Origin of the sequence: Actinomadura rugatobispora (assembly GCF_042656285.1) — a bacterium.
Classification (GTDB): domain Bacteria; phylum Actinomycetota; class Actinomycetes; order Streptosporangiales; family Streptosporangiaceae; genus Spirillospora; species Spirillospora rugatobispora.
The window spans coordinates 50,109-75,519 of the sequence record NZ_JBHSON010000005.1 but is presented as its reverse complement, the minus strand read 5'-3'; the positions used below and the strand labels follow the sequence as shown (position 1 = coordinate 75,519).

Below are 25,411 nucleotides of genomic sequence, written 5' to 3'. Positions count from 1 at the left end.
AAGGAGGGTCGGAGGCGTAAGCTGCCACGCCACGAACATGGGATCTGACCACCTGTGCAGGACGCTGTGAGCACGTCCGTCATCGAGCCCGGCACGCGCCTCGCCGGCCGCTACCGTCTCGAGGAGCGCATCAGCGACTCGGGCGGCTCCTGTCTCTGGAAGGCCATCGACGAGATCCTGGCTCGCGCCGTGGCCGTCCGGACCTTCGACCCCGACTTCCCTCGCATCGCCGAGGTGGTCACCTCCGCCCGCGCCGCCAGCCGGCTGACCGACCCCCGCCTCACCCAGGTGTTCGACGCCGACGACAGCGGCGAGAGCGCCTACGTGGTGAGCGAGTGGGTCGCCGGCGAGACCCTGGAGCAGATGCTCGGCAAGGCCCCGCTGGAGCCCGGCCGCGCCGCGACGCTGCTGTACGAGGCGGCCGAGGCGATCGCCGCCGCGCACGAGGGGGGCCTGGCCCACCTGTGCCTGTCCCCGCGCGACCTGGTGTGGACGACCGGCGGCACGGTCAAGGTGCTCGGCATCGCCACCGACGCCGTCCTCGCCGACCGCGACTCCGACGATCCCGCCGCCCAGGACGTCCAAGGCCTGGGCTCGATGCTGTACGCGGCGCTCACCGCGCACTGGCCCGGCGCCCCGGAGCGCTCGTCCCTGCCCGCCGCGCCGACCGCGCCCGCGCCGGCCGCCGCCTCGGCGGAGCCGGGCTCCGGCGACGAGCAGCCCAAGGCGCCCCGGCAGGTGCAGGCGGGCGTCCCGTTCGCCGTCGACTCGATCGTCTGCCGCTGCCTGGGCATCGAGGTGCCCGGGCAGGAGCCGCTGACCGAGCCCGCCGAGGTCGCCAAGGCGCTGCGCGGCGTGCCCCGCACCCCGCTGCCGCTGTTCGCCGGGCTGGCCAACAACCATCCCGCGCCGCCGGCCCCGCGGTCGGGCGACGACGCGTCCACCGCCCAGCGCACCCGCCGGCTCGACAACCCGCCCGCGCGGCCCCGCGAGCAGGCCAACCGGCAGCGCCAGCCGCGCCGGCAGGACGGCGCGCAGCAGCAGCGCCGGCACGCGATGCCGCAGCCCGCGCCCGCCCCGTCCACCCAGCGCACCGCTCCCGCGGCGCACGCCGGGCACGGCTCCCACGGCGCCCACGCCGCCCGCCCCGCGGGCCGGTCGGGCAACCGCGCGCTCCTGGGCATCGCCGCGGCCGCGCTGACCGTCATCATCGGCCTCGGCGCCTGGGCCCTCACCGGCAGCGACGACGAGGGCGACCCCGGGCCGAACGCCAGCGGCAAACCGCAGCAGTCCCAGCCGGCCAAGCCGCAGGCCGCCAAGCTCCAGGTCGCGAACGTCGAGCCGGCCGAGGAGTCGATGAACAACCGCCACGACAGCACGATCGCGCGGCGGCTCGAACTCGTCACCGACGGCCGCGCCGGCGACGCCTGGGAGACCCAGACCTACGCCGACGTCAACTTCGGCCGCTACGCCAAGGCCCTGGGCGTGCTCCTCGACATGGGCCGCCCGGTCACCGTCAGCAGCGTCAAGGTGCACGTCCCCGAAGGCGGCGGCACGCTGCAGCTCAAGGTCGGCGACGGCAAGAACCCGGCCGCCCTGCCCGTGGTGGGCCGCCACACCACCATCCCGGGCGAGAACACGATCAACGCCACCGGGCAGGCCCGCGGCCGGTACGTGGTGGTCTGGTTCACCAGGCTCCCGGCCTCCCTGAAGGGCAAGATCAGCGAGATCACCGTCTACGGCTCCGCCGGCAACTGACCGCGGGCGGCGCCGTGCCGCCCCGGTCCCGAACTCCCTCCGAACCCGAGGAGCGCGGATCACCGTACGCACGGGACATCGCGCGGGCAGCGTCGACCTGCTCGATCGTCGCGCTCCCGCCCCTCACGGCGACGCGACGACGGCGAGACGGCATCCGCGGCCACCGGTTCGCACGATGGCGAGGGGTACGCGGACGCGCTCCGGAAGCGTCCCGGCCGGGCGGCACGGCACCGATCAGTCCCGTTCGCCGTCGGATGATCTGTGCCGCGACGTGTCGCATGTCGGTATCGTGCCTGTGAGCATCATGTCCCCTCACCACAGGATTTCAGCGGTGTCGACGCGACCAGGCAGGACCGATCGCACGTACCCGGCGCGGCACGGCGCACGCACGCGTGGGGGCGGGCGCCCATGACGTCGGTCAGCACGCGGCACGTGGACGGGGTGCCCGACAAGGAACTGCTCGCGCGGCACTCCCAGGGGGACCCGCACGCGTTCGCCACCCTCGTGCAACGCCACCGCGACCGCATGTGGGCGGTCGCGCTGCGCACGCTCGGCGACCCGGAGGAGGCGGCCGACGCCCTCCAGGACGCCTGCCTGTCGGCGTTCCGCGCGGCCGGCCGGTTCCGCGGCGACGCCGCCGTCACCACCTGGCTGCACCGCATCGTGGTGAACGCCTGCCTCGACCGCATCCGCCGCAAGTCCGTACGTCCCGCCACCCCCATGGGCGACGACGCCACCTTCGACGCCGTCGCGCCGAAGATGCCCGACCCGACCGACGCGCACGGGGTGTCGCTGGACGTGCACTCCGCCCTGGCCAAGCTGCCGTTCGAGCAGCGGGCGGCGCTCGTCCTGGTCGACATGATGGGCTACTCGGTCGACGACGCGGCCCAGGTCCTGGAGGTCCCGCCCGGGACGATCAAGAGCCGGTGCGCGCGCGGGCGCGCCAGGCTGGCCCCCCTTCTGACGCACCACAGGAACCGTAGGGACCCGCGGAACGTCGGAGGTGTGGAAGGAGGTGGCGTGCCTTGATGAACCCCGCGCATTATGACTACGAGACCCTGGCCGATCTGGCCGAGGGGCTGCTCGAAGACGACAGGGCCGCCTCCGTGAGCGAGCATCTCGATTCCTGCGCCGAGTGCCGGGACCGATCCGCCGACCTTGCGGACGTCTCCCGGCTCCTGGCGGAGGCGCCCGTCCCGTCCATGCCCGCCGAACTGGCGTCACGCATCGACTCGGCGATCGCGGCCGAGTCGCTGAACAGCGCCACCGTGGCGAGTCTGGAACGCAGACGCGGCCGGCGGCATTGGCGGATCATGTCGGCCGCGGCCGCGACGGTGATCGTGCTCGGTGGCGGAGGAGTGATCGGCAGCCTGGTGCTGAACGGCTCGAACGAGCACCAGGGCTCGGCCAACGCCCCGGTCTCCGACAACAGCGATCGCGGCACGTCCGGCGAGTCGTCGTCCAACCAGAAGAGGAGCACCCTGGTCGCCCCCGAAGGCCAGGCCTCCGCACGGACCGCGTTCAAGGTCTCCCAGAGCGGCACCGGCTACGGTGCCACCACGCTCGCCACCCAGGTCAACGGCCTGCTGGAGGGCCGGGCCGGGGCCGGGGCCGACGCTGACCGGGCACCCGATCCCGCCCTCGCCGGCTGCGTCGGCGCGGTCACCGGGGGCCGGGCGCCCACGCTGGTGGACACCGCGGAGTACGAAGGATCGCCCGCCACGGTGATAGCGGCCCCCGGATCCACGTCCAAGACCCTCGACATCTGGGTCGTCGGACCGGGCTGCACCGCACAGAACACCAAAATCATCAAGCATCTGGCCGCCACCCCTCGCGACTGACGGCGCGGGCCGGCCGCAAGGCCGCCGTCCCGCCACGGGCATGCGCGCCGCCGTCCCCAACGGTGGGCGGCGCGCATGACCCGCACGCGGAACCCGGCCGTGGCGGCCGGTATATATCAAGGCGAGCCCCCTGCCGAGCGTCGTGGCCAAGGCCCGGGGCACACTCGGAACGATCCACTGAACCGATCCACTCACGCCCGGTCTACGGAACGACGGTCACCGCGAAACCACAAGGTGACCACTCCATGAACGCCGCCCCATCCGGGACGATGAGAACGCGACCGGCCAGGCAGGCCGCCACATCGCCTCACCGGGCGTCCGCACGCAAGAGGACGCCCGATCCCGCGGGTGGGGCGATGCCGCCCTCTCCACGTTGCAGGCCGGGGCCTGGAAACACAGCGGGCTAGAGGTCGGCGATGAAGTCGAGGGCGATGGCCCAGGCGCGTTCGGCGGCCTCGGGGTCGTGGTCGGGCAGGCCGGGGTCGGTGAACAGGTGCCCGGCGCCCGGGTACCGGTAGATCTCGACGTCGGCCCCGGCGCGGCGCATGCGGAGGTACCAGGCGTTGAGCCAGTCGACGGGCTCGTAGGTGTCGGGATCGGCCACGTGCAGCTGCACCGGGAGCTCGGTGGAGACGTCGTCCGCGAGATCGGACGTGCCGTGCATCAGCAGCAGCCCCCGCGCCTTGCCGTCGGCGAGGGCGAGGTTCTGCGCGATCGAGCCGCCCAGCGAGAACCCCGCGTACACCAGCCCGTGGTCCGCGTGCGGCGCGGCGGCGGACACCGCGCGGCGCAGCAGCTCGTCCCGGCCGATCTCCTCCTTGATCTCGATGCCGGCCTCGGGGGCGTCGACGACGCGGCCGTCGTACAGGTCGGGTACGTGCACCTCGTGGCCGGCCGCGCGCAGCCTGCCGGCGGCGTCGTTCACGGCGGGGCGCAGGCCGTACATCGAGTGGAGGAGGAGAATCGAGGCCATGGGATCAGCCTAAGGCCGTCCCGGGCCGCGCGAACTGCGCCCGGGCGGGACGCTCGCGCACGCAAGGGCTGGTCGGCGCGGATCGGGAATCACCGGGCCCTAGTATCGGTTGACGCGACTGGCAGGCCGGGTCGTACGGGAGGTGCGGCGGGCCGGCGCTCGCGCCGGACGCGGAACGCACCCCGTGGCGGCCACGACAGGCCGGCTGGCACCGGAAGGTGAAAGAGGAGAGGCAGCACAGTGAGCGACGTACGCAACGTCATCATCATCGGCTCGGGCCCAGCCGGCTACACCGCCGCCGTCTACGCCGCCCGCGGCGACCTGAAGCCCCTGGTGTTCGAGGGTTCGGTGACCGCCGGCGGCGCCCTGATGAACACCACCGACGTGGAGAACTTCCCCGGGTTCCCGGACGGGATCATGGGCCCCGACCTGATGGACAACCTGCGCAAGCAGGCCGAGCGGTTCGGCGCCGAGCTGATCGCCGACGACGTCACCGAGGTCGACCTGACCGCCGATCCCAAGGTCGTGAAGGTGGGCGAGGACGTGTTCCACGCCCGCTCCGTGATCATCGCGACCGGTTCCGGCTACCGCGAGCTGGGCCTGGAGAACGAGAAGCGGCTGTCGGGCCGCGGCGTGTCCTGGTGCGCGACGTGCGACGGCTTCTTCTTCCGCGAGCAGGACATCGCCGTGGTGGGCGGCGGTGACACCGCGATGGAGGAGGCGATCTTCCTCACCAAGTTCGCCCGCTCGGTGACCGTGGTCCACCGCCGCGACGAGCTGCGCGCCAGCAAGATCATGCAGGACCGCGCGTTCGCCAACGACAAGATCACCTTCCGCTGGAACAGCGAGGTCGTCGAGGTGCACGGCGAGGACCGGCTGACCGGCGTCCAGCTGCGCGACACCCAGACCGGCGAGGAGAGCAGCCTGGACGTCACCGGGCTGTTCATCGCGATCGGCCACGACCCGCGCAGCGAGCTGTTCGCCGGCCAGCTCGACACCGACGACGACGGATACCTCCTCGTCGACGCCCCGACCACCACGACCAAGATCCCCGGCGTGTTCGCCTCCGGCGACGTGGTCGACCACATCTACCGCCAGGCCATCACCGCGGCCGGCAGCGGCTGCGCGGCCGCCATCGACGCCGAGCGGTGGCTACAGGACCAGGGCGCCGCCGAGACGGTGCGGCAGCCCGCCAAGGAACTGTCCCACCAGGGTTGAGCAGGCGCGGCGGGCGGCGCGCCGCCCGCCGGGACCGACACTAAGGAGATGTCATGAAGGCCGTGACCGACGCCGATTTCGAGACCGAGGTCCTCAAGAGCGACAAGCCCGTGCTCGTCGACTTCTGGGCCGAGTGGTGCAGCCCGTGCCGCATGATCGCCCCGATCCTCGAGGAGATCTCCGCGGAGTACGGGGACAAGATCGAGATCGTCAAGCTCAACATCGACGAGAACCCGCAGGTCCCGGCCAAGTACGGGATCATGGCCATTCCCACCCTGAACGTCTACCAGGGCGGCGAGGTCGTCAAGCAGATCCAGGGCGTCAAGCCGAAGGCCGCGCTGCTGCGCGAACTCGGCGAGTTCGTCTGAGCGCCACCGCCGCCTCTCCTTCGCTCCCAAGGGCCCGTACCTTCCTCAGGTACGGGCCCCGCGCGTTTCCCGGCCGGGAGGGCTGAGAGGCGCTCAGACGGGACGGAGGGCGCCTTCCGGGGTCATGGAGCCCAGGAGGCGTTCCAGTGCCACCTCGACGTCCTCACGCCACGACAGCGCCGACTTCAGCTCCAGCCGGAGCCGCGGATAGCGGTGATGCGGCCGGACGGTCTTGAACCCCACCGACAGCAGGTAGTCCGCCGGGACCATGCACCCGCCGTCCTCGCCCTTGAGATCGCCGAACGCCTCGATGGCCTTCACCGCGCGCCGGGTGAGGTCCTTCGCGACCCCCTGGACCAGCATCCGGCCGAGACCGCCGCCCGCGAACTCGGGCACGATGTGCGCGGTCATCAGCAGCACCGCGTCGGCGCTCACCGGGCTGGTCGGGAACGCCACCGAGCGCGGTACGTACAGCGGCGGCGCGTACAGCACGAAACCCGCCGGCACGTCGTCCACGTAGACGATCTTGCCGCAGCTGCCCCACTCCAGCAGCGTGGAGGAGACCCACGCCTCCTTCTCCAGGTCCGGGTCGCCGGCGTCGACGGCGCGGTCCCGGCTCACCGGGTCCAGCTCCCAGAAGACGCAGCGGCGGCACCGGCGCGGAAGATCGTCCAGATTGTCCAGTGTGATGTTGACGAGACGACGCGACACCGGATCTGCACCCCCCTGAGGGCCCTCCCGACCGTCCCGCGTCCTCGGTGGCGCCTGAGCGGGGAACCGGCGAGCGAGCACTTCTGGTGTACGTGAATTCTCGTGCGGAGCGCCACATCGCGGAATTCCCGGCAACACTCCGGGACCCTGGGGCATCGTATCGGACAGGGGAGTTTCCCCCAGCGAGCGGCACGAACGCGCGAACGCCCGCCGCACAAGTACAGAGCGCCCCCTCCGAACCGGGGGCGCCGCCCATCGCACTGACGACGATGCCGTAGTTTGCAATGACGTCCGAACACCCCCGGAGGTGCCTCGTGAACCAGCACTCGCGCACAGATGCCTACACCGATCGCTACGCCGCCCGTGCCGCCGGCATGGTGGCCTCGGAGATCCGGGCTCTGTTCGCAGTCGCTTCGCGTCCCGAGGTGGTCTCCCTGGCGGGCGGCATGCCCTACGTCTCCGCGCTCCCGCTGGACGCCGTGGGGGAGATGGTCGGCGAACTGGTCGCGCGCAACGGCGCCGAGGTGCTCCAGTACGCCTCCGCCCAGGGCGACCCGCTCCTCCGCGAACGCATCTGCGAGGTCATGTCCCTGGAGGGCATCCAGGCGTCGGCGGACGACGTCGTCGTGACCGTGGGGGCGCAGCAGGCCCTCGACCTCATCACCCGCATCTTCGTGGACCCGGGCGACGTGGTCCTGGCCGAAGCCCCCTCCTACGTGGGCGCACTGGGAACGTTCGCCTCGTACCAGGCGGAGGTCGTCCACGTGCCCCTGGACGACGGCGGCCTCGTCCCGTCCGCGCTCCGCGAGACCCTCGAACGGCTCCGCCGCGAGGGCCGCCGCGTCAAGTTCCTCTACACCGTCCCGACGTTCCAGAACCCCGCGGGCGTCACCCTCACCACCGCCCGCCGCGCCCAGATCATCGAGATCTGCGCCGAATACGACGTGCTCATCATCGAGGACAACCCGTACGGGCTCCTCGGCCTGGACGGCGAGCCCATGCGCGCCCTCCGCGCCGACGACGCCGAACGGGTGATCTACCTCGGCTCGTTCTCCAAGACGATCGCCTCCGGCCTCCGCGTCGGCTGGGCACTGGCGCCGCACGCCGTACGGGCCAAGCTGGTCCTGGCCGCCGAGTCGGCGATCCTGTGCCACCCGAGCTTCTCGCAGTTCGCCGTACGGGAGTACCTCAGCACCCAGCCGTGGCAGGAGCAGATCAAGGACTTCCGCGAGCTCTACCGCGAGCGCCGCGACACCATGCTCGAAGCCCTGGACGCGATGATGCCGGAAGGCTGCACGTGGACGCGGCCCGCCGGGGGCTTCTTCGTCTGGCTCACCCTCCCCGAGGGCCTCGACTCCAAGGCCATGGCCCCGCGCGCCATCGCCGACCGCGTCGCCTACGTCCCGGGCACCGGCTTCTACGCCGACGGCACCGGCCAGAGGCACATGCGGCTGTCGTACTGCTACCCCGAGCCCAACCGCATCCGCGAAGGGGTGCGCCGCCTGGCCGCCGTCATCGAGAAGGAGATCCAGCTCCGCGACACCTTCGGCGGCGTCGGGTCGACCTCCCCCACCGGCTTCGACACTCCGGGCCCCGGGGTCGTCTGACAGTTCACAAAGGCGCGCCGGCTCCCCCATCCTGGAGCCGGCGCGTTTCTACGAGAACCACCGGTGGAACGCTGAGATTCCCGCCACCGGCCATTTCGCGTCCTGAGGGGCGCCTGTGACACAAGGGGCATCGATTGGAACTCGGGCATGTGGTCGTCCTGGCCGGGGGTCTGTCGTACGAGCGGGAAGTCTCGCTGCGATCGGGCCGCCGCGTCGCGGACGCCCTGCGCGCCGTCGACGTCCCCGTCGAGCTCCGCGACGCCGACGCGACACTCCTCGACGCGCTCACCAACGACCCGCCGGACGCCGTCCTCCCCGTCCTGCACGGCGCCGCCGGTGAGGACGGCGCGATCCGGGACGTCCTCGAACTCCTCGACATCCCCTACGTCGGCGCCCGCCCCGACGCCTGCCGCGTCGCCTGGGACAAGCCCAGCGCCAAGTCGGTCGTCCGCCGCGCCGGACTGAGCACGCCCGCCTCCGTGGCGCTCCCCAAGGAGGTCTTCCACGACCTCGGGGCATCGTCCGTCCTCGACCACATCGTGCGGCGGCTCGGCCTCCCCCTCTTCGTCAAGCCCACCCGCGGCGGCTCGGCGCTCGGCGGCTCCGTCGTACGCGAGGCCGGCGAACTCCCCGCCGCCATGGTCGGCTGCTTCGCCTACGGGGACGCCGCCCTCGTCGAGCAGTACATCGAAGGCACCGAGATCGCCGTCAGCGTCATCGAACGCTCCGGCGAGCCGCAGGCCCTCCCCGCCGTGGAGATCGTCGCCCCGGGCGGCCGCTACGACTACACCGCCCGCTACGACGCCGGCGACACCGAGTTCGTCGTCCCGGCCCGCCTCACCCCCGAGGCCGCCGAACGCGCCACCCACGCCGCCGTCACCGCCCACCGCGCCCTGGGCCTCCGCGACCTCTCCCGCACCGACCTGATCGTGGACGCCAACGGCGAGGCCCACTTCCTCGAAGTCAACGTCGCCCCCGGCATGACCGAGACCAGCCTCTTCCCCCTGGCCGTCAGCGCCGCAGACCTGGATCTAGGCGCCGTATGCCGCGACCTTCTCCAAGCCCGTTTCACGTGAAACCCCGCCCCCACCCAACCGTTCCACAAGAAACACAAACCCCAAGCGCACCAGCCACGTCCCGGCCAACCAGCACCGGGCGCGCCACCCCAGGCGCATAATCCCAGCAAACCCAGACACGACGCTCGACCACCCCGTCCAACCCCACTGGACCGGGCACACCAACTCTCCCGCATACGCGCCAGTCGCCCCGCCCGACACAAGCCAAGGACCACGCCAAGCCGCGGAGAGCTCCCGCAACGCACGCCAAGCCGATCCCCCAGCGACGGTTCGGGCTCCGAACTCCGGTGCGGGTGGACCAAAGCTACCCAGGACAGCGCAGCCCGGTCGTATCAAACCCAGGCACCTCGCTCCCACCGACTCAACCAATCAGGCCCACTGGTCCATTGGGTCGGCCCCCGCGCGTTCTGTGTCGAGCGTCGAGCCCACGCCAGCGACAAGCAGACCGCCATAAGAGCATGCCCCCGAGTCGAAGGCGTCGATCTTCCTGAAGGCCCAGGCTCCCCGGAAGGCACGTCGCTCTACTGGCTCTGAGAGCTCGGATCCCCATCCAATGGCCACTCTTCGGGACCACCTCGACCTCCCGACCACAAGCCACGCTGGATACCGAAGCCGACGGGCCAGGATCGAGATCTGGGGGCGTCGATGGAGTCGGTGAACGGCTGGCGCAGCTATCGGCCGGCATCGACCCGTTAGATGCTCTCCGCCGAGACACCGTAGAGCCCGGACACCGCCCGCGACATCCGCGCGGAGGCACCTTAGCTCCGTGCAGCCTCGCCAGGGGCACCTCGTACGAGCAACCCCGCAGCTACCAGACGGCGCCAGCAGACCACGCCCGAACCCGAAGCCTCCTACTACGCCGACGTTCCCAGGCGCCACCAACAGGATGCCCTGGCTCACCAGAGATTCCGGATATCACCAGCCGATGCTCAACGTTGGGCAACGGCGGCTCATCGTCAACTTCCCACGGCGGGAAATCTGCGGCTCGCCGGGAGCACTGACGGCGATGCTCCGTGCGGACCGACACCCTGCCCGACGAGCGCGGTGTCCCACACGCGAAGCAGCCACCATGGCGGCGAGGAACTCGCCGACCTCCCGCCCGCCGGAGCCACCGAGACACCCCACCTCCAGGACCAACAACCCCGGAATGATCCGAAGACCCCGAAGATCATTTAGCGAGAAGTTCTAAGACGGGTCAGCATCGGCACAGGCAATGACATCAGCCGAACATCCACTGAAAGCCGTAACGCATAGCGCATGGCACGCCAACACGCCACGGGCAACAGGCAACAGGCAACAGGCAACAGGCAACAGGCAACAGGCAGGCTAGCTGGCGCAGCCAAGGACCAGGCAGACACTCTTAAACCCCTGGGCCATCCCCCAGACTTACTCCGCGCGCTCCAGATGGAGTCTCTGCAACGCAGCAGCTCGACGTTTCCCGTGAAACATCCGCGCCCAGCTCCCCGCCTGCCATGCCGGCCACCGCGGGTCGCGGCGGAAGTCGAGGAGCCCGTCCGTGGCGACCCGCCGCGGCAACAGCCTGCACTCCTCGTCCTTCCGGCCGGTCATCGTAAGACGGAAACGCCCGCCGCGGCGGCCAGGGCGGCATCGACGGTGCGGTCGGTGTCGTCCTGCCCCTCCGGCTCATGACTGCCGCCGGCGTCTCTGACGGCGCGCTGAGGATTGCTGCTTCAGCGATCGACCGCCCAATCGGCATCGGGAGGCGGGGAACCCACCGTGAGGATGTGGCCAACAATCCTGAAGGCCTCCTCCAGAGGCACGGTGGCCTCGTCGGGGTACTCGTCGTGCTGGCCGTTCTCCAGGACGAACCCGTCGCTCCAACCAGCAGCCCCCGAATCAGAGGCATGCTCACCGGCGTCACCGTCACCATCGAGCAGCATCACCATCGCGCGCTCAGTGTTGGACACGACTGCCAGCCGTCGTCCGGACGAACTGGTGAGCCACGATTCGAGCCGACCTTGAGCAATCCGTTGCCGAAGCCCTGTCAATGCGGCCGCCGGCGAGACGGGCTGCGCTCCGTCACTGAAGCTCCATGACTCAACCACGCATAGGACCCTCTCACCACCAAAGTTTGGGAGGGATGTGGACGGACGCGAGTTTTTCGAGGTTGGCGGCCAGCCTGGTTGAGGCTGGCGGCCAACGCTTCTCGAGGTGGGCGGTCAGTTGGGGTCGGGTGTGGTGGCCAGCGGGACGACTCCGCGTCCGGCGAGGGCTTCGGCCAGGCGGTGGGACTCGCCTGAGGTCTCGACCAGGTGGGCGTGGTGCATGAGGCGGTCGACGGTGGCGGTGGCCATGGTCTTGGGCATGATGGTGTCGAAGCCGGAGGGGTGGATGTTGCTGGTGACGGCCAGGCTGCGGCGCTCGTAGGCGGCGTCGACCAGGCGGTAGAAGGCTTCGGAGGTGTCCTGGTCGACCGGGAGCAGGCCGATGTCGTCGACCACGATGATGTCACTGCGGCAGATCTTGGTGATGGTGCGGGCGACGGAGTTGTCGGCCTTGGCGCCGGTGATGGCGGCGGCCAGGGATTCCAGGGTGAACCAGGACACGGTCAGGTCGTGGTCGATGGCCAGGTGGCAGAGCGCTTCCATGAAGTGGGTCTTGCCGGTCCCCGACGGGCCGGAGATCGCGCAGTTCTCGCGGCGGCCGACCCATTCCAGGGTCTGCAGGGCGTTCTGGGTGGGGATCGGGATCGAGGACAGTTCGCTCTTCCAGGAGGCGAAGGTCTTGCCGCTGGGCAGGCCGGCGTTCTTGCGGCGGGCCCGGCGGGTGGCCGCATCGCGGCCGAGGGCTTCTTCCAGCAGGAGGACGCGGACGACTTCGGCGGGGTCCCAGCGTTGGGCGCGGGCGGTGGCCAGCACCTCGGGTGCGGCTTTGCGGGCGTAGGGGAACCGCATCCGGGTGAACAGCTCCTGCAGTTCGGCCGGGACGGATGCTGGCTTGGGCAGGGTCACGCTCATATCCTTGGTCTCCAGACTGATCGAGAGTCGGTCGATGCGGCAGGCGGGCGGTGGGCTCGTGCCGGAGCCCCCGCCGCCGGGCGCTGGTCAGGGCGTGTGCCGTCCTGGCGCGCCAGTGCCGCGGACGGCGGCCCAGGAGCCGGTGCCGGGCTGGGCCGAGTGGGTTTCGTCGGCGATCTGGGCGGGGCCGGCGGTGTTGCCGCTGCGGGCCAGGTGGTCGCAGATCGAGGCCAGGTCGCTCTCGCCGAACCGGCCGTGGATGGCGGCCATGCCCAGCGCCTTGTCGACGCGCTGGTCGCCGACCAGTGAGGCCAGCTCGATCGCGCGGGCCATCTTGGCGCGGATGCGGGCGACGCCGGTGGCGGCGGCCTCCACCAGCCACGCCTCGGCGCCGGGACCGATCGCCAAGAACTCGCGCTCGGCCTTGGACTGCGGGCGCGGTCTGGGCCGGCGGGGCCCGTTGCCGCCGGGATGGTCGGGGTAGTGGGCCTCGACGATCCTGGGGCGTCCGGGCGTGGACAGCCTGTGTCTCCACAGTTCAGCCAGTGGTGCCCCGCCGGGCCGGCCGGCGCCCTGGCCAGCCGGGTCGCGGGGGCCGACGATGACCAGTTCGTCGCCGTGGACCCGGCACCAGACCCTGCGGCCCTCGTGCCCGGGCGGCACCGAGTAGCGCACATCGCCCCAGCGGACGGTGCGGTCGTCGCCGACCAGGCGTTCCTCGCCCAGCGCCAGCGCATAGGGCTGCCCTGGGACCGGATGCAGGTGCGGGCGTTCCTCTTCCAGCATCGCCGCAGGCGAGCGGTGGGTGGTGCGGTGGGTGCGCAGGTTGACCTGCTCGCACCACGCCGCGCAGGCCTCCTCCAGCTCGGCGAAGCCGCCGTAACGAGCACGCAGGTTGGCGCGGGCGGGCACCAGGTCCGCCTTGGCGATCTTGACGGTGTTCTCCACCCCGCCCTTGGACTCGGGGTCGAACGGCTCACAGGTGTGCACGACGCAGCCGTAATGCCTGCCCAGCTCGACCATCTGCGGATGACGGACCGGCACCCGGGCGACGTGCTCGACGGTCACGGTCCGCGGGTTGTCGGTCAGCAGATAGGTCGGTGCCCCTCCGATTATCCGCAACGCCGCGTCCAGGCAGGCCGTCAACGACCCCAGGGTCTGGTCCCAGGCCGGCAGCACCACCCGGAACTTCGACCAGGCCAGCCAGGCGCAGAACAACTGGGTCCGCTGCCCGGCGATCCTGGGGCCCTCGCCCCAGTCCCACTGCAACCACATTCCCGGCTCGGGGATCCAGGGCCGGTAGACCCGCCGGTTCCCCTCCCGCCAGGACTGCTTGATCGCCGCGACCGCCCGCCGGGTGCTGCGCTCGGACCCGGCGAACCCCATCGCCACCAGGTCCCGGTGCACCACATCGGCACGGATCCTGCCCTGAGACCTCTCGACCTTCTCCTCGATCTTGGGCAGGAACGGATCGATCGACCGGGCCCGCGGCGCCCGCTGCTCGGGCAACCGCCCCACCGCCCGCAACGCCACATACCGCTGCACCGTCTCGGCGGCGCACCCGACCAACTGCGCCGCCGACCACGCACTGCCCGTCAGGTCATACGCCTCGAAGATCTCCAGTATCTCGGTGTCGGACTTCATCGACTCCCCCCGGCTCCAGACGGCTTCACAGCTCCACAGCCAAGCCGGACGCGAGAGAACGAAGATCACCGACACGGCAGACAAGATCAACTCTTGCCTGGCCGCCTACCTCGACTTTTGCTGGCCGCACACCACGACCCGGACGGCCATCCACCTCAACCGAACTGGCCGCCGATCACAAGATCCAGATGGCCGCTAACAGAGGGAGTCGCCCGTCCAGGTGAAGGTGCTGCCTCGAGTCGCCCTCGGACACATCCTGGGGGAACCAACAGCGCCATGGTGAGCCGACTGGCTCGAAGCCGCCGTCCCACACGGCCCGTTAGGCAAGCCAAGGCAACTGGGCTATGCCTCAAAGACCCGGCCTACGGCGCTCGCCTGACGGCTCGCCCCTAACCGGGCCTGCGCGAGCGCGATATCCCTTCGCGGTCTGGCCGGTGAAGCTCGCCTCCAGCATCGCGCCACCGTCCGGTTAACGCGCTCGCGCGAAACCGGCAGCGTTGGGGCCCGCCAGTCCGGCCGCCGGATGGGTGCCGGGCGCGCCGTGGGCCGGCGGCCACATGCCCGCCCCGGCGCCAAGCCGCCAGGCATCAGGTGACGGTGGCAGTCGGGCCATCGACGCCGCATACCGCTCGCGACGCCGCCGTCCAGGCCGGGCGGGGAGGCGCCGCAGCGACGGGCCAGCGCGCCGGGCCGCCAGCCCACCGTCGGCGCGATCGGCGGGCTTCCTCCGGTACGCGTTCGGCACTTCGCGCTTGCTGGCGCGCGCCTCCGCGCTGGGGATGGGCACTTCTAACGCATCCGCCGCCTGGCGAACAAGACGCGTGACCGTCCGGACAGCGGACACCGCTCTGCCCGAGCATGCTGACGTCCCCAACGGCACCAGTCACTCATCAGGGCACGCTCATCCGTTGGGCGACGGCCACTTCAACCCCGGCAACGTGGTGCCGGACGGGGTGGGCGAGCGAGAGCTGGGGGCAAGGAAGCTCTATTGAACGTCGCGCCTTGGCCAACAGCGCCCCCTTGAGAACGGCCATGCCGGCAACTGTGCGCTCCGCGCCCACCGCGGCACGACGAGCCAGCCGCAGCGAGGCACTGGGGTACGCCGCCCTCACGCGGGCAGCGGCCAGCCCGGCTTGCTCGCCGATCCGGCCGTGCGTCAACGGCGCTGCCCCGGCCCGTCGGTCCGTCGGGAGGCACGGAGGCCGGCGGCTGGATATGGGCCCGCGATCGTCCGTAGCGGTGCCCCCCACTCGGCCCGGAGGCGGCTTCCAACTGACGCGCAGCACCGCCGTGGAGAACGGCTGGTACGGCATCCCTGCCAACGCGATCTGTCCCAGTCCGATCCGCACCCCTGGCGTTCGAACGGTACGCGCCCGATCTGGACTAGGCGCGACGGTCGGATAAGCCGACCACTCCGGATATGAAGCTCTCACCCGCGTGGCTACATGGCGACGCCTATCCGGTAAGCGAGCCGGGCGGACGGCGCCAGCAGCCCGCAGCCGTGCCCGCCCAGGCCGGGCGCGCCGTCGGCCCGCCCATGCGAGGCCGCTTGGCCAGGGCCGCCTAGCGCCGACTCGGCTGAGGCAAGCCGCGACGATACCGACCAGAGCGGTTGAGCTGGAAACCAGCACACCCCACCATTCGAGGGCCGCTGCCGGGGAGTCACCCTGCCCCGGGCCGGGCAGCGGTTCCACCCAGCAGGAGCGGGCGGCACATGAAACGGGCGGCCGTGCGAAGAGTTCCGCGGCCGTCAGCCTAAACGTTGGTGGCGCTGCGGACGATGACGGCAGTCATGGGCAGGGCGCCCAGTGCGCTGTAGACGATGTTGCCGGAGCCCCAGCAATCACCGCTACAGGAAGTCCTTACGTGGACTCCGACATCGCGGGGCTCGCCAAGTCGTTCGCAAGAAGCTTGCCACGGGGGAGTGCCGCTGAAATCGCCGTCCCGGCCACACTGGCATGGTCAGTATCCGAGCATCCTCGCGGAGGGGATCGTGGAGCGGCATCTACGGTGTTTCACGGGAAACATCGGCCGGTTCCTCATGGCTCCTTTTGGGACGGACAATCGCCGACGACAGGGCCATGGGGATGGCCTACTAGCGGCCGGGGCGCGGCGCCTCCGGGCGGCACCTCGTTTTGGCGAGCCCCATGGCAATGGCCTGAGCGTCGACTTGGCATTCGTGGAGCTCGTCACTGCCGTCCACTCACCCCCGACCGAGGTCCTGGAAGCCGTAGGCCAGGGCTCGGCGAGCGGCTTCGGCGGCGTAGCGAGGGCCGCGCGGCACGCCCTGTGGCTGCGGGTGCCACCGTGGGGACGTGTCACCAGGGGACGGCGGCGACGCTCATGTGGGGCACTGCACCCTGACGCGCCGCTGCAGTTGGAGGTCGGCCGTTGCGACTCCCGGCGGCGGTGGACGACCACGGCAATCGGGGCATGCCGGTCCAACTCCGCGGTCGCTGCCCGGTCGGCCGGCGTCCACCCGCCGACACCTCGATGTCGAGTTGCTCTTCAGTCAGCAGCTGCAAGGACCGGGCGCAGTATTGAACGCTTCGGACTTCGGCTTGCAGCGCCCCGGACGCCCAGGGGGACCAGGTTGTCGGAGCCGAGCTCGCGGGGCTAGCCAGCCCTGCGGCACCTGCTTCCCCAGTCCTGTCGAGATCGTTGTGTTTTGGCCCCAGCTTCTGCGGCGACTTCGGCAACCTACTGCCAGTGCGACGGACTGGACGGCGACGCTGATGCCAGCGCCTCCTCTGGGAGGAGGCGTCCCTCAGCATCAGTTCGACGTTGCAGGTGGGGACGCCCAGGACCGAAGGCTGGCGGGGACGGTAAAGAGGGTGTTGTTCGGCCCACGGCGGATGGGGGCGTTTCACGGGAAACATCGAGAGTTGATCGGTGGCTTCATGCCGAGCGTGATCCCCGAGGGCGGTGAGGTCGACCACCTTCCGCTCGCTCCGAGGGGTGAGGAGCAATCTTGGGAGGCTTGTGGACGGGTTATGGCGGGTCACGGCACAGTGAGCTGCCAGGCCAGTGCGGTGTGCGCGGGCGATCCGGTGTTGATGCTGACCGCTCCAATCAAGGCGACCAGGAGTTTCTGTCGCGGGCGAGGCTGGGCATCGGCGACAACGACGTGTTTGAGGTCAACGAGGCGTTCGCGTCGACCTCGCTGGACTAACCATCAAGCCGAAGCGGACCTCAGGCAACGAGAACTTGGCCTCGGCCAGGGCGGTGATCCAGTCGCAGGCAAGGGCGAGTCCGAAGCCGTCGGCGCCTGGTCGCCAGCAACGCCGATATCCCCGCCCCGGGCAACGTCATCGCTCGCCTGCCCACGCGACGGAAGGGCGTGGCGGGAGCCGACACGTCCCTACGTCCTTGAGAATCTTCGGGTCGATCAGACGCAGCGTGACTTCCGCGACCTGCGTGCACCGCACCACGATGAGGCCGGTCTTGCGGGTGAACGTGACCGTCGAGCACAGTCCGGCAGCAGCCCACCAGCCGAGCCGGGCCGATACCGCTGACACCCCGGAGGCATCACTGCCCGACCAGCCCGGGGCGCCGCCCCGGCAAGGCCGCTGGGCCAGAGCCCGCCTGACACCGATCCGGCTGAGGCAAACCGCGACGATACCGACCGAAGCCCCCAGGTGGCCGGTACGGCGCCTTCAAACCAGGGGCGCGCGAGAGCCGGGGGCAGGCTCCTTGTCGAGCCTGGCTCGTGGTCCCGGAGATCGAGGTGGGTCTCGCGGAGTGTGGCCAGTGGGTGGCGATCGGAGTCATCAGGCTGCGCCACCCGGGCGAGGGCCTCGTGGTCCCCGGCGCGGGTCACGTCGGCGCGGGCGGCGACCAACCGTCCTCGCCCGCGACCTCCCCTGCATCCGGAACCGGGTGGAACCCCCTACGCCGAGCGTGGCTCGTGGGCGAGCTCGGTGCCGGAGAACGACGTGGCTCCTGCAGGCGTGTGGGCCCTCAAGTGAGGGGTCGACGCCTTCAAACCTGGGCACTCGGGAGCTGGGGAGGCTCCTGGCAGGTTGCCGCCCCATGCCGCCGACCGACCTGGCCGAGACGCTGGAAGCGCGGCGTGCTCCGGGCGGCGCGGGTCCTGCGCCGGCAACCAGCGGCGGACGCGCGGACTATCGCGCAATCTGCGGCACCGTCACCCGCGGCGGCAAGGCAACCGTCGCCACACTTCTTTGTCGAGCGTGGCTCCGGGGTTGGGAGCTTCCTTGAGCTTCTGCACTTGTGAGGCGAGGTGGCTTCTGCGGGGAGTGGCTGGTGAGTGGAAATGGGCCCTCAGGCTGGTGCCGCTCAGCGCTGGGAGGGTTCCTACGCGGGAGCGTGGATGGTGTTGCTGACGGGTCTCGGTGGAGGCGTCGGCTGGGAGAAACGGTGCGGATGGTTGGGTGGGGTTGCATGGCGGGGACGGTTTGGGGGCTACGGGTGAGATTGGGGCGCTGCGGACGGTGTGATGCCCGGGGTTGTGTGAGGTTGCGTCCATGCAGGGGATGTCGCCCGACGGGGAGTGGCCAGACTCGAGGGGGAGCGGCTCGTACGCCGACAGATCACGGGCACCCGGGCGGCCGACACCGTGCCGTTGTGGTTGGGCGAGTCGGTGCTCTCGGGCGTCTTGATTGGGCCGACCGGGTTCCTTGCGGTGCTCTGGTCCGCCGCTGGTGGTGTTCCTCGTCGTCCAACCGTTCCGGCGAGGAGTGGACGGCCCGACGGGGAGTGGCAGGCGGTGGGGAACTGGTTCGTCGTCCTCGGCCTACTCGGGCTGGACGGCCTGGTGCTGTTCCTCGGCGTCGAGATGCCGGGGTGGATGCTCGGCGTTTGAACGCCCCGGGAGCCAGTGGCTTCCGGGGCGTTCACTCAGTCCTCGCCGGCGATGCTCTCGTCGGGGGCCATCGCCTTGATGATGCGGTCCAGGTCCTCCATCGAGCCGAACTCGACGACGATCTTGCCCTTCTTGCTGCCGAGATCGACCCGGACCTTCGTCTCGTACCGGTCGGAGAGGCGTTCGGCCAGCTCCTCGAGCACGGGTTCGACGGGCTTCCGGCGGCGGCCCTGCCGGGGCGCCCGCGGGCCCTCCTCCGCCTCGCGCAGCTTGATGATCTCTTCGACGCTCCGTACCGACAGGCCCTCCTGCACGATCCGCAGGGCCAGCGCCTCCTGCGCCTCGACGGTTTCGAGGCCGAGCAGGGCGCGGGCGTGGCCGGCCGACAACACTCCGGCGGCGAGGCGGAGCTGGACGCCGGGCGGGAGGTTCAGCAGCCGCAGTGTGTTGGTGATGTGCGGGCGGGACCGGCCGATCCGGGTGGCGAGCTGCTCGTGGGTGGCGCCGAAGTCCTCCAGAAGCTGCTGGTACGCGGCGGCCTCCTCCAGCGGGTTGAGCTGCTGCCGGTGGAGGTTCTCCATGAGCGCGTCGCGCAGCATGTCCTCGTCGCCGGTGTCCCGGACGATCGCGGGGATCATCTCGAGACCGGCGATCCCGGCCGCGCGCAGCCGGCGCTCGCCCATGACGAGCTCGTACTGGTGCTTCCGGCCGGAGACCCGGCGGACCACGATCGGCTGGAGAAGGCCCACGATGCCGATCGACTCGGCCAGCTCGTCCAGGGCGTCCTGGTCGAAGTGGTCACGCGGCTGGCGCGGGTTCGGCTCGATGGAGTCGAGCGGGATCTCGGCGAAATGCGCCCCGGCGACGGGCTGCATCTCCTGGCCGGCCGGTCCGCCCTGGACGGCGGACGTGCCGGCGGTCCCGTTCCGAGGGTCCGGGGCATCGCCCGGGTCGGAAGCGGGAGGGGCGGGCGGTGCCGTCGGGATGAGCGCGCCGAGGCCCTTGCCCAGCCCGCGTCGCTGCTGGCTCACTCGGGCGCTCCCCGGTGTGCCATCTCCGACGCGGCCTCACTGTAGGCGAGCGCACCGCTGGACCCCGGATCGTACGTCATGACCGACTGTCCGTAGCTGGGGGCCTCGGAGACCCGGACGCTGCGAGGGATCACGGTGTTGAGGACGACGTCGCCGAAGTGGTTCCGGACGTCCTCGGCGACCTGCGCGGCCAGCCGGGTACGGGCGTCGTACATCGTGAGCAGGATCGTGGAGACGGTCATTCCCGGGTTGAGGTGGGCCTTCACCAGGTCCACGGTACGGATCAGCTGGCCGAGCCCTTCCAGCGCGTAGTACTCGCACTGAATCGGGATGAGCAGCTCGTCCCCGCCGACCAGGGCGTTGACGGTCAGCAGGCCGAGCGAGGGCGGGCAGTCGATGAGGACGTAGTCGAACGCCTCGGTGTCGTAGGCGTCCAGCGCGCGGCGGAGCCGGGACTCGCGGGCGACCTTCGACACCAGTTCGATCTCCGCGCCGGCCAGGTTGAGGTTGGCGGGGGCGCAGTGGAGGTTGGGAATCTCGGGGGCCGGGACGACGATCTCGGCCATCGGCAGGTCCTCGATGAGGACCTCGTAGATGGAGGGGACGTCCGCGTGGTGCTCCACGCCCAGCGCCGTCGAGGCGTTGCCCTGCGGGTCGAGGTCGACCACCAGCACCTGGGCGCCGTGCATCGCCAGCGAGGCGGCCAGGTTGACCGACGTGGTCGTCTTGCCGACACCGCCCTTCTGGTTGGCGATGGTGACGATCCGGCAGTCGGCCGGCCTGGGCCATTCCTTCTCACGCCGCTCGGGTCGGACCCTTACGGCGGTTTCACGTGAAACTTTCGCGTCCTTGAGCGCCTCACGCACCAGTTCTGACTCCCCCTGAGATGGTCCGTTGCGGGGGCCCGGCGGCTGGACGGTGCCGCCGTTGGTCGGTACGTAACCGACGGTCTCCGCGGTGCCGGACGTCGTGCTTCCCCACATTGCGTGCCCGGAGGGGGGTGCCTCCCCCTCCTTGCCGGTCTGCGCCGCCGCCTCGCCGCCGGCGGGCAGGCCAGGGCCGGGCGGTGGTTCGTCGGGGGATTCGCTGGAGCGGTCAGGCCCGGGGGGCCTGTGCGAGGAGCCCAATCCTGGTCCCGTGCTCATGAAGACCTCTTCTTCCTCGACCCTTTGGCGTGTCGGGGCATTCGTTCGGCGACCACACGGACAAGCGTTGTCGGCGGGTCGACCTTACCGCGCCCGACTTGCAGCAGTTCGGCCGTACGGACACCGAAGCGCTTGAGGACGGGCTGGGCCTCCTCGAGCTCGACCGCGGCGCGCTCCCCTTTGAGCGCCAGCAACTCCCCGCCGGGCCGCAGCAACGGCAGGGCCCACTTTGCCAGGCGTTCCAGCGGGGCGACAGCACGGGCGGTCGCGACGTCCATGGAGAACTCCTTGGCGACCTCCTCGGCCCGCGCCCGTCGTACCTCCACGTTCGGCAGTTCGAGCAGGTCCACGCACTCGTTGAGGAAGGTGGTCCGGCGCAGCAGCGGTTCCAGCAGCGTCACCGAGAGGTCGGGTCGGACGATCGCCAGCACGATGCCGGGCAAGCCCGCACCGGAGCCGATGTCGACGACCGACGCCTTGGGTTCTATCGCCTCCGCCACCACCGCGCAGTTGATCAGGTGACGTTCCCAGAGGCGGTCGACCTCGCGCGGACCGATCAGGCCGCGCTCCACCCCGGCCTCGGCGAGGAACGCCGCATAGCGCTCCGCGACCGGCAGCGCATCACCGAAAACCTCGCTCTCGATCCCCACCGTACGAATCGTTCCACACATGCGAGGGACGGCGCACAACCCACACTGCCCGGACGCCACAGGAGCCTTACGGATCGGGCCACTCGGGGGTGTCCATGAATACTCCTCCACCATCGGGTACAGGGATCGACAGTGCCGCCCGTCCTGTCCCCCAGACGGAAGGAGGCTCCGAAACCATGGGGATCGGAGTCAGTCTCGCCTTCATCGCCATCGGCGCCATCCTGGCGTTCGCCCTCAACGTCGACCTCAGCGGAGTCAACATCCACTTGGTCGGCTTCATCCTGATAGCGGTCGGTCTCATCAGCATGTGGTTCACCCTCAAATACACCAGACCGCGCAGGCGCGCGAACCTGATGGCGGGGACGGACCCCGGCTACGTGGAGGCCGAACGGCCCGCGCCCGAGACGGTCGTCCAAGAGGAACGGATCATCGAACGTCCCGCGGACGGCCCGGTGGAGCGGGTCGAACGTGTGATCGAACGACCGGTACCACCGAGCGGCCAGACCGGTCACTCGCAACCCATCAAGGGCGACCCGCCCACCGGCCACGCCGCCCAGGACCCGGCGCATGCCCAGGACCCGGCGATCAGCCAGGATCCGGCGCGGGAGAACCTGACCCACGCCTCCCAGAGCCGGCGCCGCTCCCCGTTCAGGCGCTGACCGCCGCCGAGCCCTACGCGCCTCGCGGACGCCGCCCGGCCCTCTGACCACAAAGGCAGCTATATCGGGACACGATTCAGTCGGGAAGCGAGGGCACCTGGAGCAGCGCCATCGGCGATGCCCAGTACCCGCTGACACCGACTGAATCGATCTCGGGCCGGCACGCCCCGCCGGGACCGGCTCCGCAAGGCACGACCGCCCAGGTCGCTCAGGCCACGCTGGCCGCCCAGGTCAGCGTGGCCACACGGCCGCCTGAGCCACTTCGACTCCGTCGACCAATCGGCCATGCTGGCCGCCCGAGCCGCCTCAGCCCCCGGACCGCCTCGACTCCGTCGACAAGCCTGGGCCGCACCTGCCCGGATCGCCTCGGCCCCACGCTTACCGCCGCTGGCGGCGCAGGCCGCGTTACCTCGCCTGGACATGATGCCGCCCAGGCCACGCTTCGACCTCCCCGTCGGGTAACCCACCACCGCCTGGCAGGCCAACGCCGACACCCTGCGCTTCACCAGCGTCTTGGCCAAGCCACTCTTCTCGCCTCCCGCCGGGCCCGACCCATCTCGCCACGATCCGCGACGGCCCCCTGCCGCCTTGACCATGCTGGCCGCGCAGGTTGCGCAGGCGTCGCAAGGGCTACGCCGGGCACCCCAAGCATCGGCGTCAGGCCCCCTCGACTGCGTCGACCACGCCGACTGCGCAGGCACATCGACCATGCTGGCCGTGCGGGTGACGCCGACCACCTAGGCCACACCGGGCACGGCGGGCGCGCCTATCCATCGCCACTCGCCGGGCCGCGGGCCGTCCCAGCGCAAGGGGACGCGGCAGCAGAACATCCGAGCCGCCTCAACTCCGTCAGCCACGCTGAGAGGCGCAAGCCGCATCGCCTACCCGGGCCACGCCAGTCATGCTCGACACATGGGCCACGCCGGGCAAACCAAATTGAGTCGGAGTCCGGGCCACCCCGACTGTGTCGACCACGCCAACAGTGCAGGCAGCCTCAAGCACGTCGACTACGGGTGACACCGACCACCCAGGCCATGCCGGGCGCGCTTGGGCATCGCCACTCATCCGGCCGCGGACCGTCCTAGCAACGAGGGGATGCGGCGAAACGTCTGAGTCGCCTCGACTCCCTCGACCACGCTTGGGGCGTAAGCCGCATCAGCCACGTCGACCACGCTGGTAGCGCAGGCCGCATCGGCCTGCACGTGCCGCTGGGCCGTCGGGCCGTCGGGCACGGCGCGCGCTCCGGCCGCGCCTGGCCATCGCCACTCGTCCGGCTGCGGGCCATCCCAGCACCGGGGGAACACGGCGGACCGGCCGGGCTGTCTCGACTTCGTCAACCCCGTCCGGGAGCGCAAGACCGCATCGGCCACGTCAATCACGCCGACCCGAGCAAACCGCATCAGCCTGCCGCTCACGCTGGCCACCCGGCACGGCGTGCACGCCGGATACCGCTGGCTCGCGCGCCTGACCATCGCCGCTCGCCCGGCCGCGGGCCATCCCAGCGCAAGGGACGCTGCGGCGGAACGTCTGGGCTGTCTCGACATCGTCGACCGCGCCCAGGGCAGCCCGCATCGACCGCGTGACCATGCCCACCACGCTGGTGGTGCAGGCCGCATCGGCCTGTCCGGGCCACGCCGGGCGGGCCGGTCACGCTGCCCGCCCAGGTTGCCTTAGGCGCGTCGACCATGCTGGCAGCGTCGGCGACGTCCGCCGCCCAAGGCACGCTTACCGCGCAGGTGGCGCAATTGGCCTCGTGCGTCTGGCACCCATGTCACGCTGGGCGCCTGGGGCACGTCGGCAGCATCGCCCACGCAGACCACGCCAGCCTGCAAGTCGCCTCGGCCACGTCCACCGCGCCGGACGCCCCGGCCGAGTTGGATGCGAGGTGGCGCAAACTTGCCTCAGCGGCGTCGGCTGCCCAGGCGGTGCCGGGCAGTCGGTCATGCTGGCCGCCCAGGACCCGTCAGCCCTCCACGTCGCCTCGGCCGCGTTGACCATGCCGGGGCGTCCTGGCCGCGCAGGCACGGGGTGGCGCAAGTGGCCTCGGCCGTGTCGGCCGCCTGGGCCACGCTGGCCGCGTCGACCATTGCCGGGCGCCTCGACGCGCAAAGAGCTTCGGCCACGTCCAGCATGCCGGCCCCCCAACCAAGCTGGACGCGGGGTGGCGCAAGTAGCGTCGGCCGCCAGGGCCAGGCTGGGCTTGCCGGTGACGCTGACCGCGTTGACCACGCCGGGCGCCCTGGCCGCGTTGGACGCGTGGCGCAATCAGCTTTGGCCGCGCCGGGCGTGTAGACCGTGTCGGCTTGGGGGAACGGCGGAGGCCCCGCTCCCGGGTGGGTGCGGGGCCTCTCGTCTGCCTGTCGGGAACGATCCCGCCGCCGGTGGCGCGGCGGCGCGCCTGCGCCAAGCGCGTTCGGCGGCCGGCGGTCAGGACGGGTGGACGACCACGTAGCGGTCGGGCTCCTCGCCCTCGGACTCGCTGCGGAGCCCGGCGGCCGCCACCGCGTCGTGCACGATCTTGCGCTCGAACGGGGTCATCGGCGCCAGCGGCTTGGCCTCGTTGCTCTGCTTGACCTCGGCCGAGATGTCCTGGCCCAGCTTGGTGAGCTCGGCGCGGCGACGCTCCCGGTACCCGCCGATGTCGAGCATCAGCCGGGTGCGGTTGCCGGTCTGGCGGTGCACGGCCAGGCGGGTCAGCTCCTGGAGCGCCTCCAGCACCTCGCCGCGCTTGCCGACCAGCTCGTCCAGGGAAGCGCCGACGACGGCGACCACCGCGCGCTCGCCCTCGACGTCCATGTCGATGTCGCCGTCGTAGTCACCGATGTCCAGCAGGCCCTCGATGTAGTCGGCGGCGATCTCGCCTTCCTGCTCGAGCGCCTGGACGTCGACCTCGGTGGTGTCGGTCTGGCTCAACGGGATCTCCTTCT

The 25,411-nt window shown here is 70.9% G+C and carries 17 protein-coding genes; 8 read left to right on the top strand and 9 right to left on the bottom strand.

Annotated features, from left to right (window positions below):
- Positions 1–66: 66 nt before the first annotated feature.
- The 3 genes from ACFPZN_RS04965 (at position 67) to ACFPZN_RS04955 (ending at position 3,599) form a co-directional block, all read left to right on the top strand.
- Complete coding sequence (locus ACFPZN_RS04965) at positions 67–1,758, top strand: protein kinase family protein (RefSeq protein WP_378280570.1); 1,692 nt, start codon at positions 67–69, stop codon at positions 1,756–1,758.
- 408 nt (positions 1,759–2,166) lie between these two features.
- Positions 2,167–2,787: an RNA polymerase sigma factor SigM gene (gene sigM / locus ACFPZN_RS04960; protein ID WP_378280568.1), complete on the top strand. Its 621-nt coding sequence runs from the start codon at positions 2,167–2,169 to the stop codon at positions 2,785–2,787.
- Positions 2,787–3,599, top strand: coding sequence for an anti-sigma factor family protein (locus ACFPZN_RS04955; protein ID WP_378280566.1), 813 nt, complete (start codon positions 2,787–2,789; stop codon positions 3,597–3,599). The genes sigM and ACFPZN_RS04955 overlap by 1 nt, the downstream gene beginning before the upstream one ends.
- 403 nt (positions 3,600–4,002) lie before the next feature.
- Here ACFPZN_RS04955 and ACFPZN_RS04950 read toward each other — a convergent pair whose 3' ends face one another.
- Positions 4,003–4,572 carry a dienelactone hydrolase family protein gene (locus ACFPZN_RS04950; RefSeq protein ID WP_378280564.1) on the bottom strand — a complete coding sequence of 190 codons (570 nt, stop codon included), beginning with the start codon at positions 4,570–4,572 and terminating at the stop codon, positions 4,003–4,005.
- 240 nt (positions 4,573–4,812) lie between these two features.
- Between ACFPZN_RS04950 and trxB the strand changes: the two genes are divergently transcribed.
- Both trxB and trxA read left to right on the top strand, forming a co-directional pair.
- Positions 4,813–5,790 carry a thioredoxin-disulfide reductase gene (trxB, locus tag ACFPZN_RS04945; RefSeq protein ID WP_378280562.1) on the top strand — a complete coding sequence of 326 codons (978 nt, stop codon included), beginning with the start codon at positions 4,813–4,815 and terminating at the stop codon, positions 5,788–5,790.
- Positions 5,791–5,843: 53 nt separating this feature from the next.
- Positions 5,844–6,158, top strand: a complete 315-nt coding sequence (trxA, locus tag ACFPZN_RS04940) for a thioredoxin (RefSeq protein WP_378280560.1) — start codon at positions 5,844–5,846, stop codon at positions 6,156–6,158.
- Between the two features lie 93 nt (positions 6,159–6,251).
- Here the strand turns inward: trxA and ACFPZN_RS04935 are convergent, their stop codons facing one another.
- On the bottom strand, positions 6,252–6,869 hold the full coding sequence (locus ACFPZN_RS04935; protein ID WP_378280558.1) for a GNAT family N-acetyltransferase: 618 nt from the start codon (positions 6,867–6,869) through the stop codon (positions 6,252–6,254).
- Between the two features lie 284 nt (positions 6,870–7,153).
- Between ACFPZN_RS04935 and ACFPZN_RS04930 the strand changes: the two genes are divergently transcribed.
- Positions 7,154–8,476 carry an aminotransferase-like domain-containing protein gene (locus tag ACFPZN_RS04930; RefSeq protein WP_378280556.1) on the top strand — a complete coding sequence of 441 codons (1,323 nt, stop codon included), beginning with the start codon at positions 7,154–7,156 and terminating at the stop codon, positions 8,474–8,476.
- A 134-nt stretch (positions 8,477–8,610) separates the two neighbouring features.
- Positions 8,611–9,552, top strand: coding sequence for a D-alanine--D-alanine ligase family protein (locus ACFPZN_RS04925; RefSeq protein ID WP_378280554.1), 942 nt, complete (start codon positions 8,611–8,613; stop codon positions 9,550–9,552).
- 1,691 nt (positions 9,553–11,243) lie between these two features.
- Here ACFPZN_RS04925 and ACFPZN_RS04920 read toward each other — a convergent pair.
- The 6 genes from ACFPZN_RS04920 to rsmG form a co-directional block, all read right to left on the bottom strand.
- On the bottom strand, positions 11,244–11,459 hold the full coding sequence (locus tag ACFPZN_RS04920; RefSeq protein WP_378280552.1) for a hypothetical protein: 216 nt from the start codon (positions 11,457–11,459) through the stop codon (positions 11,244–11,246).
- Between the two features lie 273 nt (positions 11,460–11,732).
- Positions 11,733–12,524, bottom strand: coding sequence for an ATP-binding protein (locus tag ACFPZN_RS04915; RefSeq protein WP_464043916.1), 792 nt, complete (start codon positions 12,522–12,524; stop codon positions 11,733–11,735).
- 93 nt (positions 12,525–12,617) lie between these two features.
- Entirely contained in the window at positions 12,618–14,174 is a 1,557-nt protein-coding gene (gene istA, locus ACFPZN_RS04910) for an IS21 family transposase (RefSeq protein ID WP_378280549.1), read from the bottom strand.
- A gap of 4,860 nt (positions 14,175–19,034) precedes the next feature.
- The gene (locus ACFPZN_RS04905) at positions 19,035–20,030 is read right to left on the bottom strand and encodes a ParB/RepB/Spo0J family partition protein (protein WP_378280547.1); all 996 of its coding nucleotides are present in this window, start codon (positions 20,028–20,030) and stop codon (positions 19,035–19,037) included.
- Positions 20,027–20,896, bottom strand: coding sequence for a ParA family protein (locus tag ACFPZN_RS04900; protein ID WP_378280686.1), 870 nt, complete (start codon positions 20,894–20,896; stop codon positions 20,027–20,029). Before ACFPZN_RS04900 ends, ACFPZN_RS04905 begins: the two co-directional genes overlap by 4 nt.
- A gap of 275 nt (positions 20,897–21,171) precedes the next feature.
- Positions 21,172–21,825, bottom strand: coding sequence for a 16S rRNA (guanine(527)-N(7))-methyltransferase RsmG (gene rsmG, locus ACFPZN_RS04895; protein ID WP_378280546.1), 654 nt, complete (start codon positions 21,823–21,825; stop codon positions 21,172–21,174).
- A 176-nt stretch (positions 21,826–22,001) separates the two neighbouring features.
- Between rsmG and ACFPZN_RS04890 the strand changes: the two genes are divergently transcribed.
- A complete protein-coding gene (locus tag ACFPZN_RS04890) occupies positions 22,002–22,484 on the top strand; it encodes a DUF6458 family protein (protein WP_378280544.1) in 483 nt (160 codons plus the stop codon).
- Positions 22,485–24,911: 2,427 nt separating this feature from the next.
- Here the strand turns inward: ACFPZN_RS04890 and ACFPZN_RS04885 are convergent.
- A complete protein-coding gene (locus tag ACFPZN_RS04885) occupies positions 24,912–25,397 on the bottom strand; it encodes a Jag family protein (RefSeq protein WP_378280542.1) in 486 nt (161 codons plus the stop codon).
- Positions 25,398–25,411 lie beyond the last annotated feature (14 nt).

What these genes read in the sequence shown, in the direction of transcription:
- istA (WP_378280549.1), bottom strand. Translation starts at nt 14,174, where the DNA reads ATGAAGTCCGACACCGAGATACTGGAGATCTTCGAGGCGTATGACCTG.
- sigM (WP_378280568.1), top strand. Translation starts at nt 2,167, where the DNA reads ATGACGTCGGTCAGCACGCGGCACGTGGACGGGGTGCCCGACAAGGAA.
- ACFPZN_RS04890 (WP_378280544.1), top strand. Translation starts at nt 22,002, where the DNA reads ATGGGGATCGGAGTCAGTCTCGCCTTCATCGCCATCGGCGCCATCCTG.
- ACFPZN_RS04930 (WP_378280556.1), top strand. Translation starts at nt 7,154, where the DNA reads ATGACGTCCGAACACCCCCGGAGGTGCCTCGTGAACCAGCACTCGCGC.
- ACFPZN_RS04920 (WP_378280552.1), bottom strand. Translation starts at nt 11,459, where the DNA reads ATGGTGATGCTGCTCGATGGTGACGGTGACGCCGGTGAGCATGCCTCT.
- ACFPZN_RS04950 (WP_378280564.1), bottom strand. Translation starts at nt 4,572, where the DNA reads ATGGCCTCGATTCTCCTCCTCCACTCGATGTACGGCCTGCGCCCCGCC.
- ACFPZN_RS04955 (WP_378280566.1), top strand. Translation starts at nt 2,787, where the DNA reads ATGAACCCCGCGCATTATGACTACGAGACCCTGGCCGATCTGGCCGAG.
- trxA (WP_378280560.1), top strand. Translation starts at nt 5,844, where the DNA reads ATGAAGGCCGTGACCGACGCCGATTTCGAGACCGAGGTCCTCAAGAGC.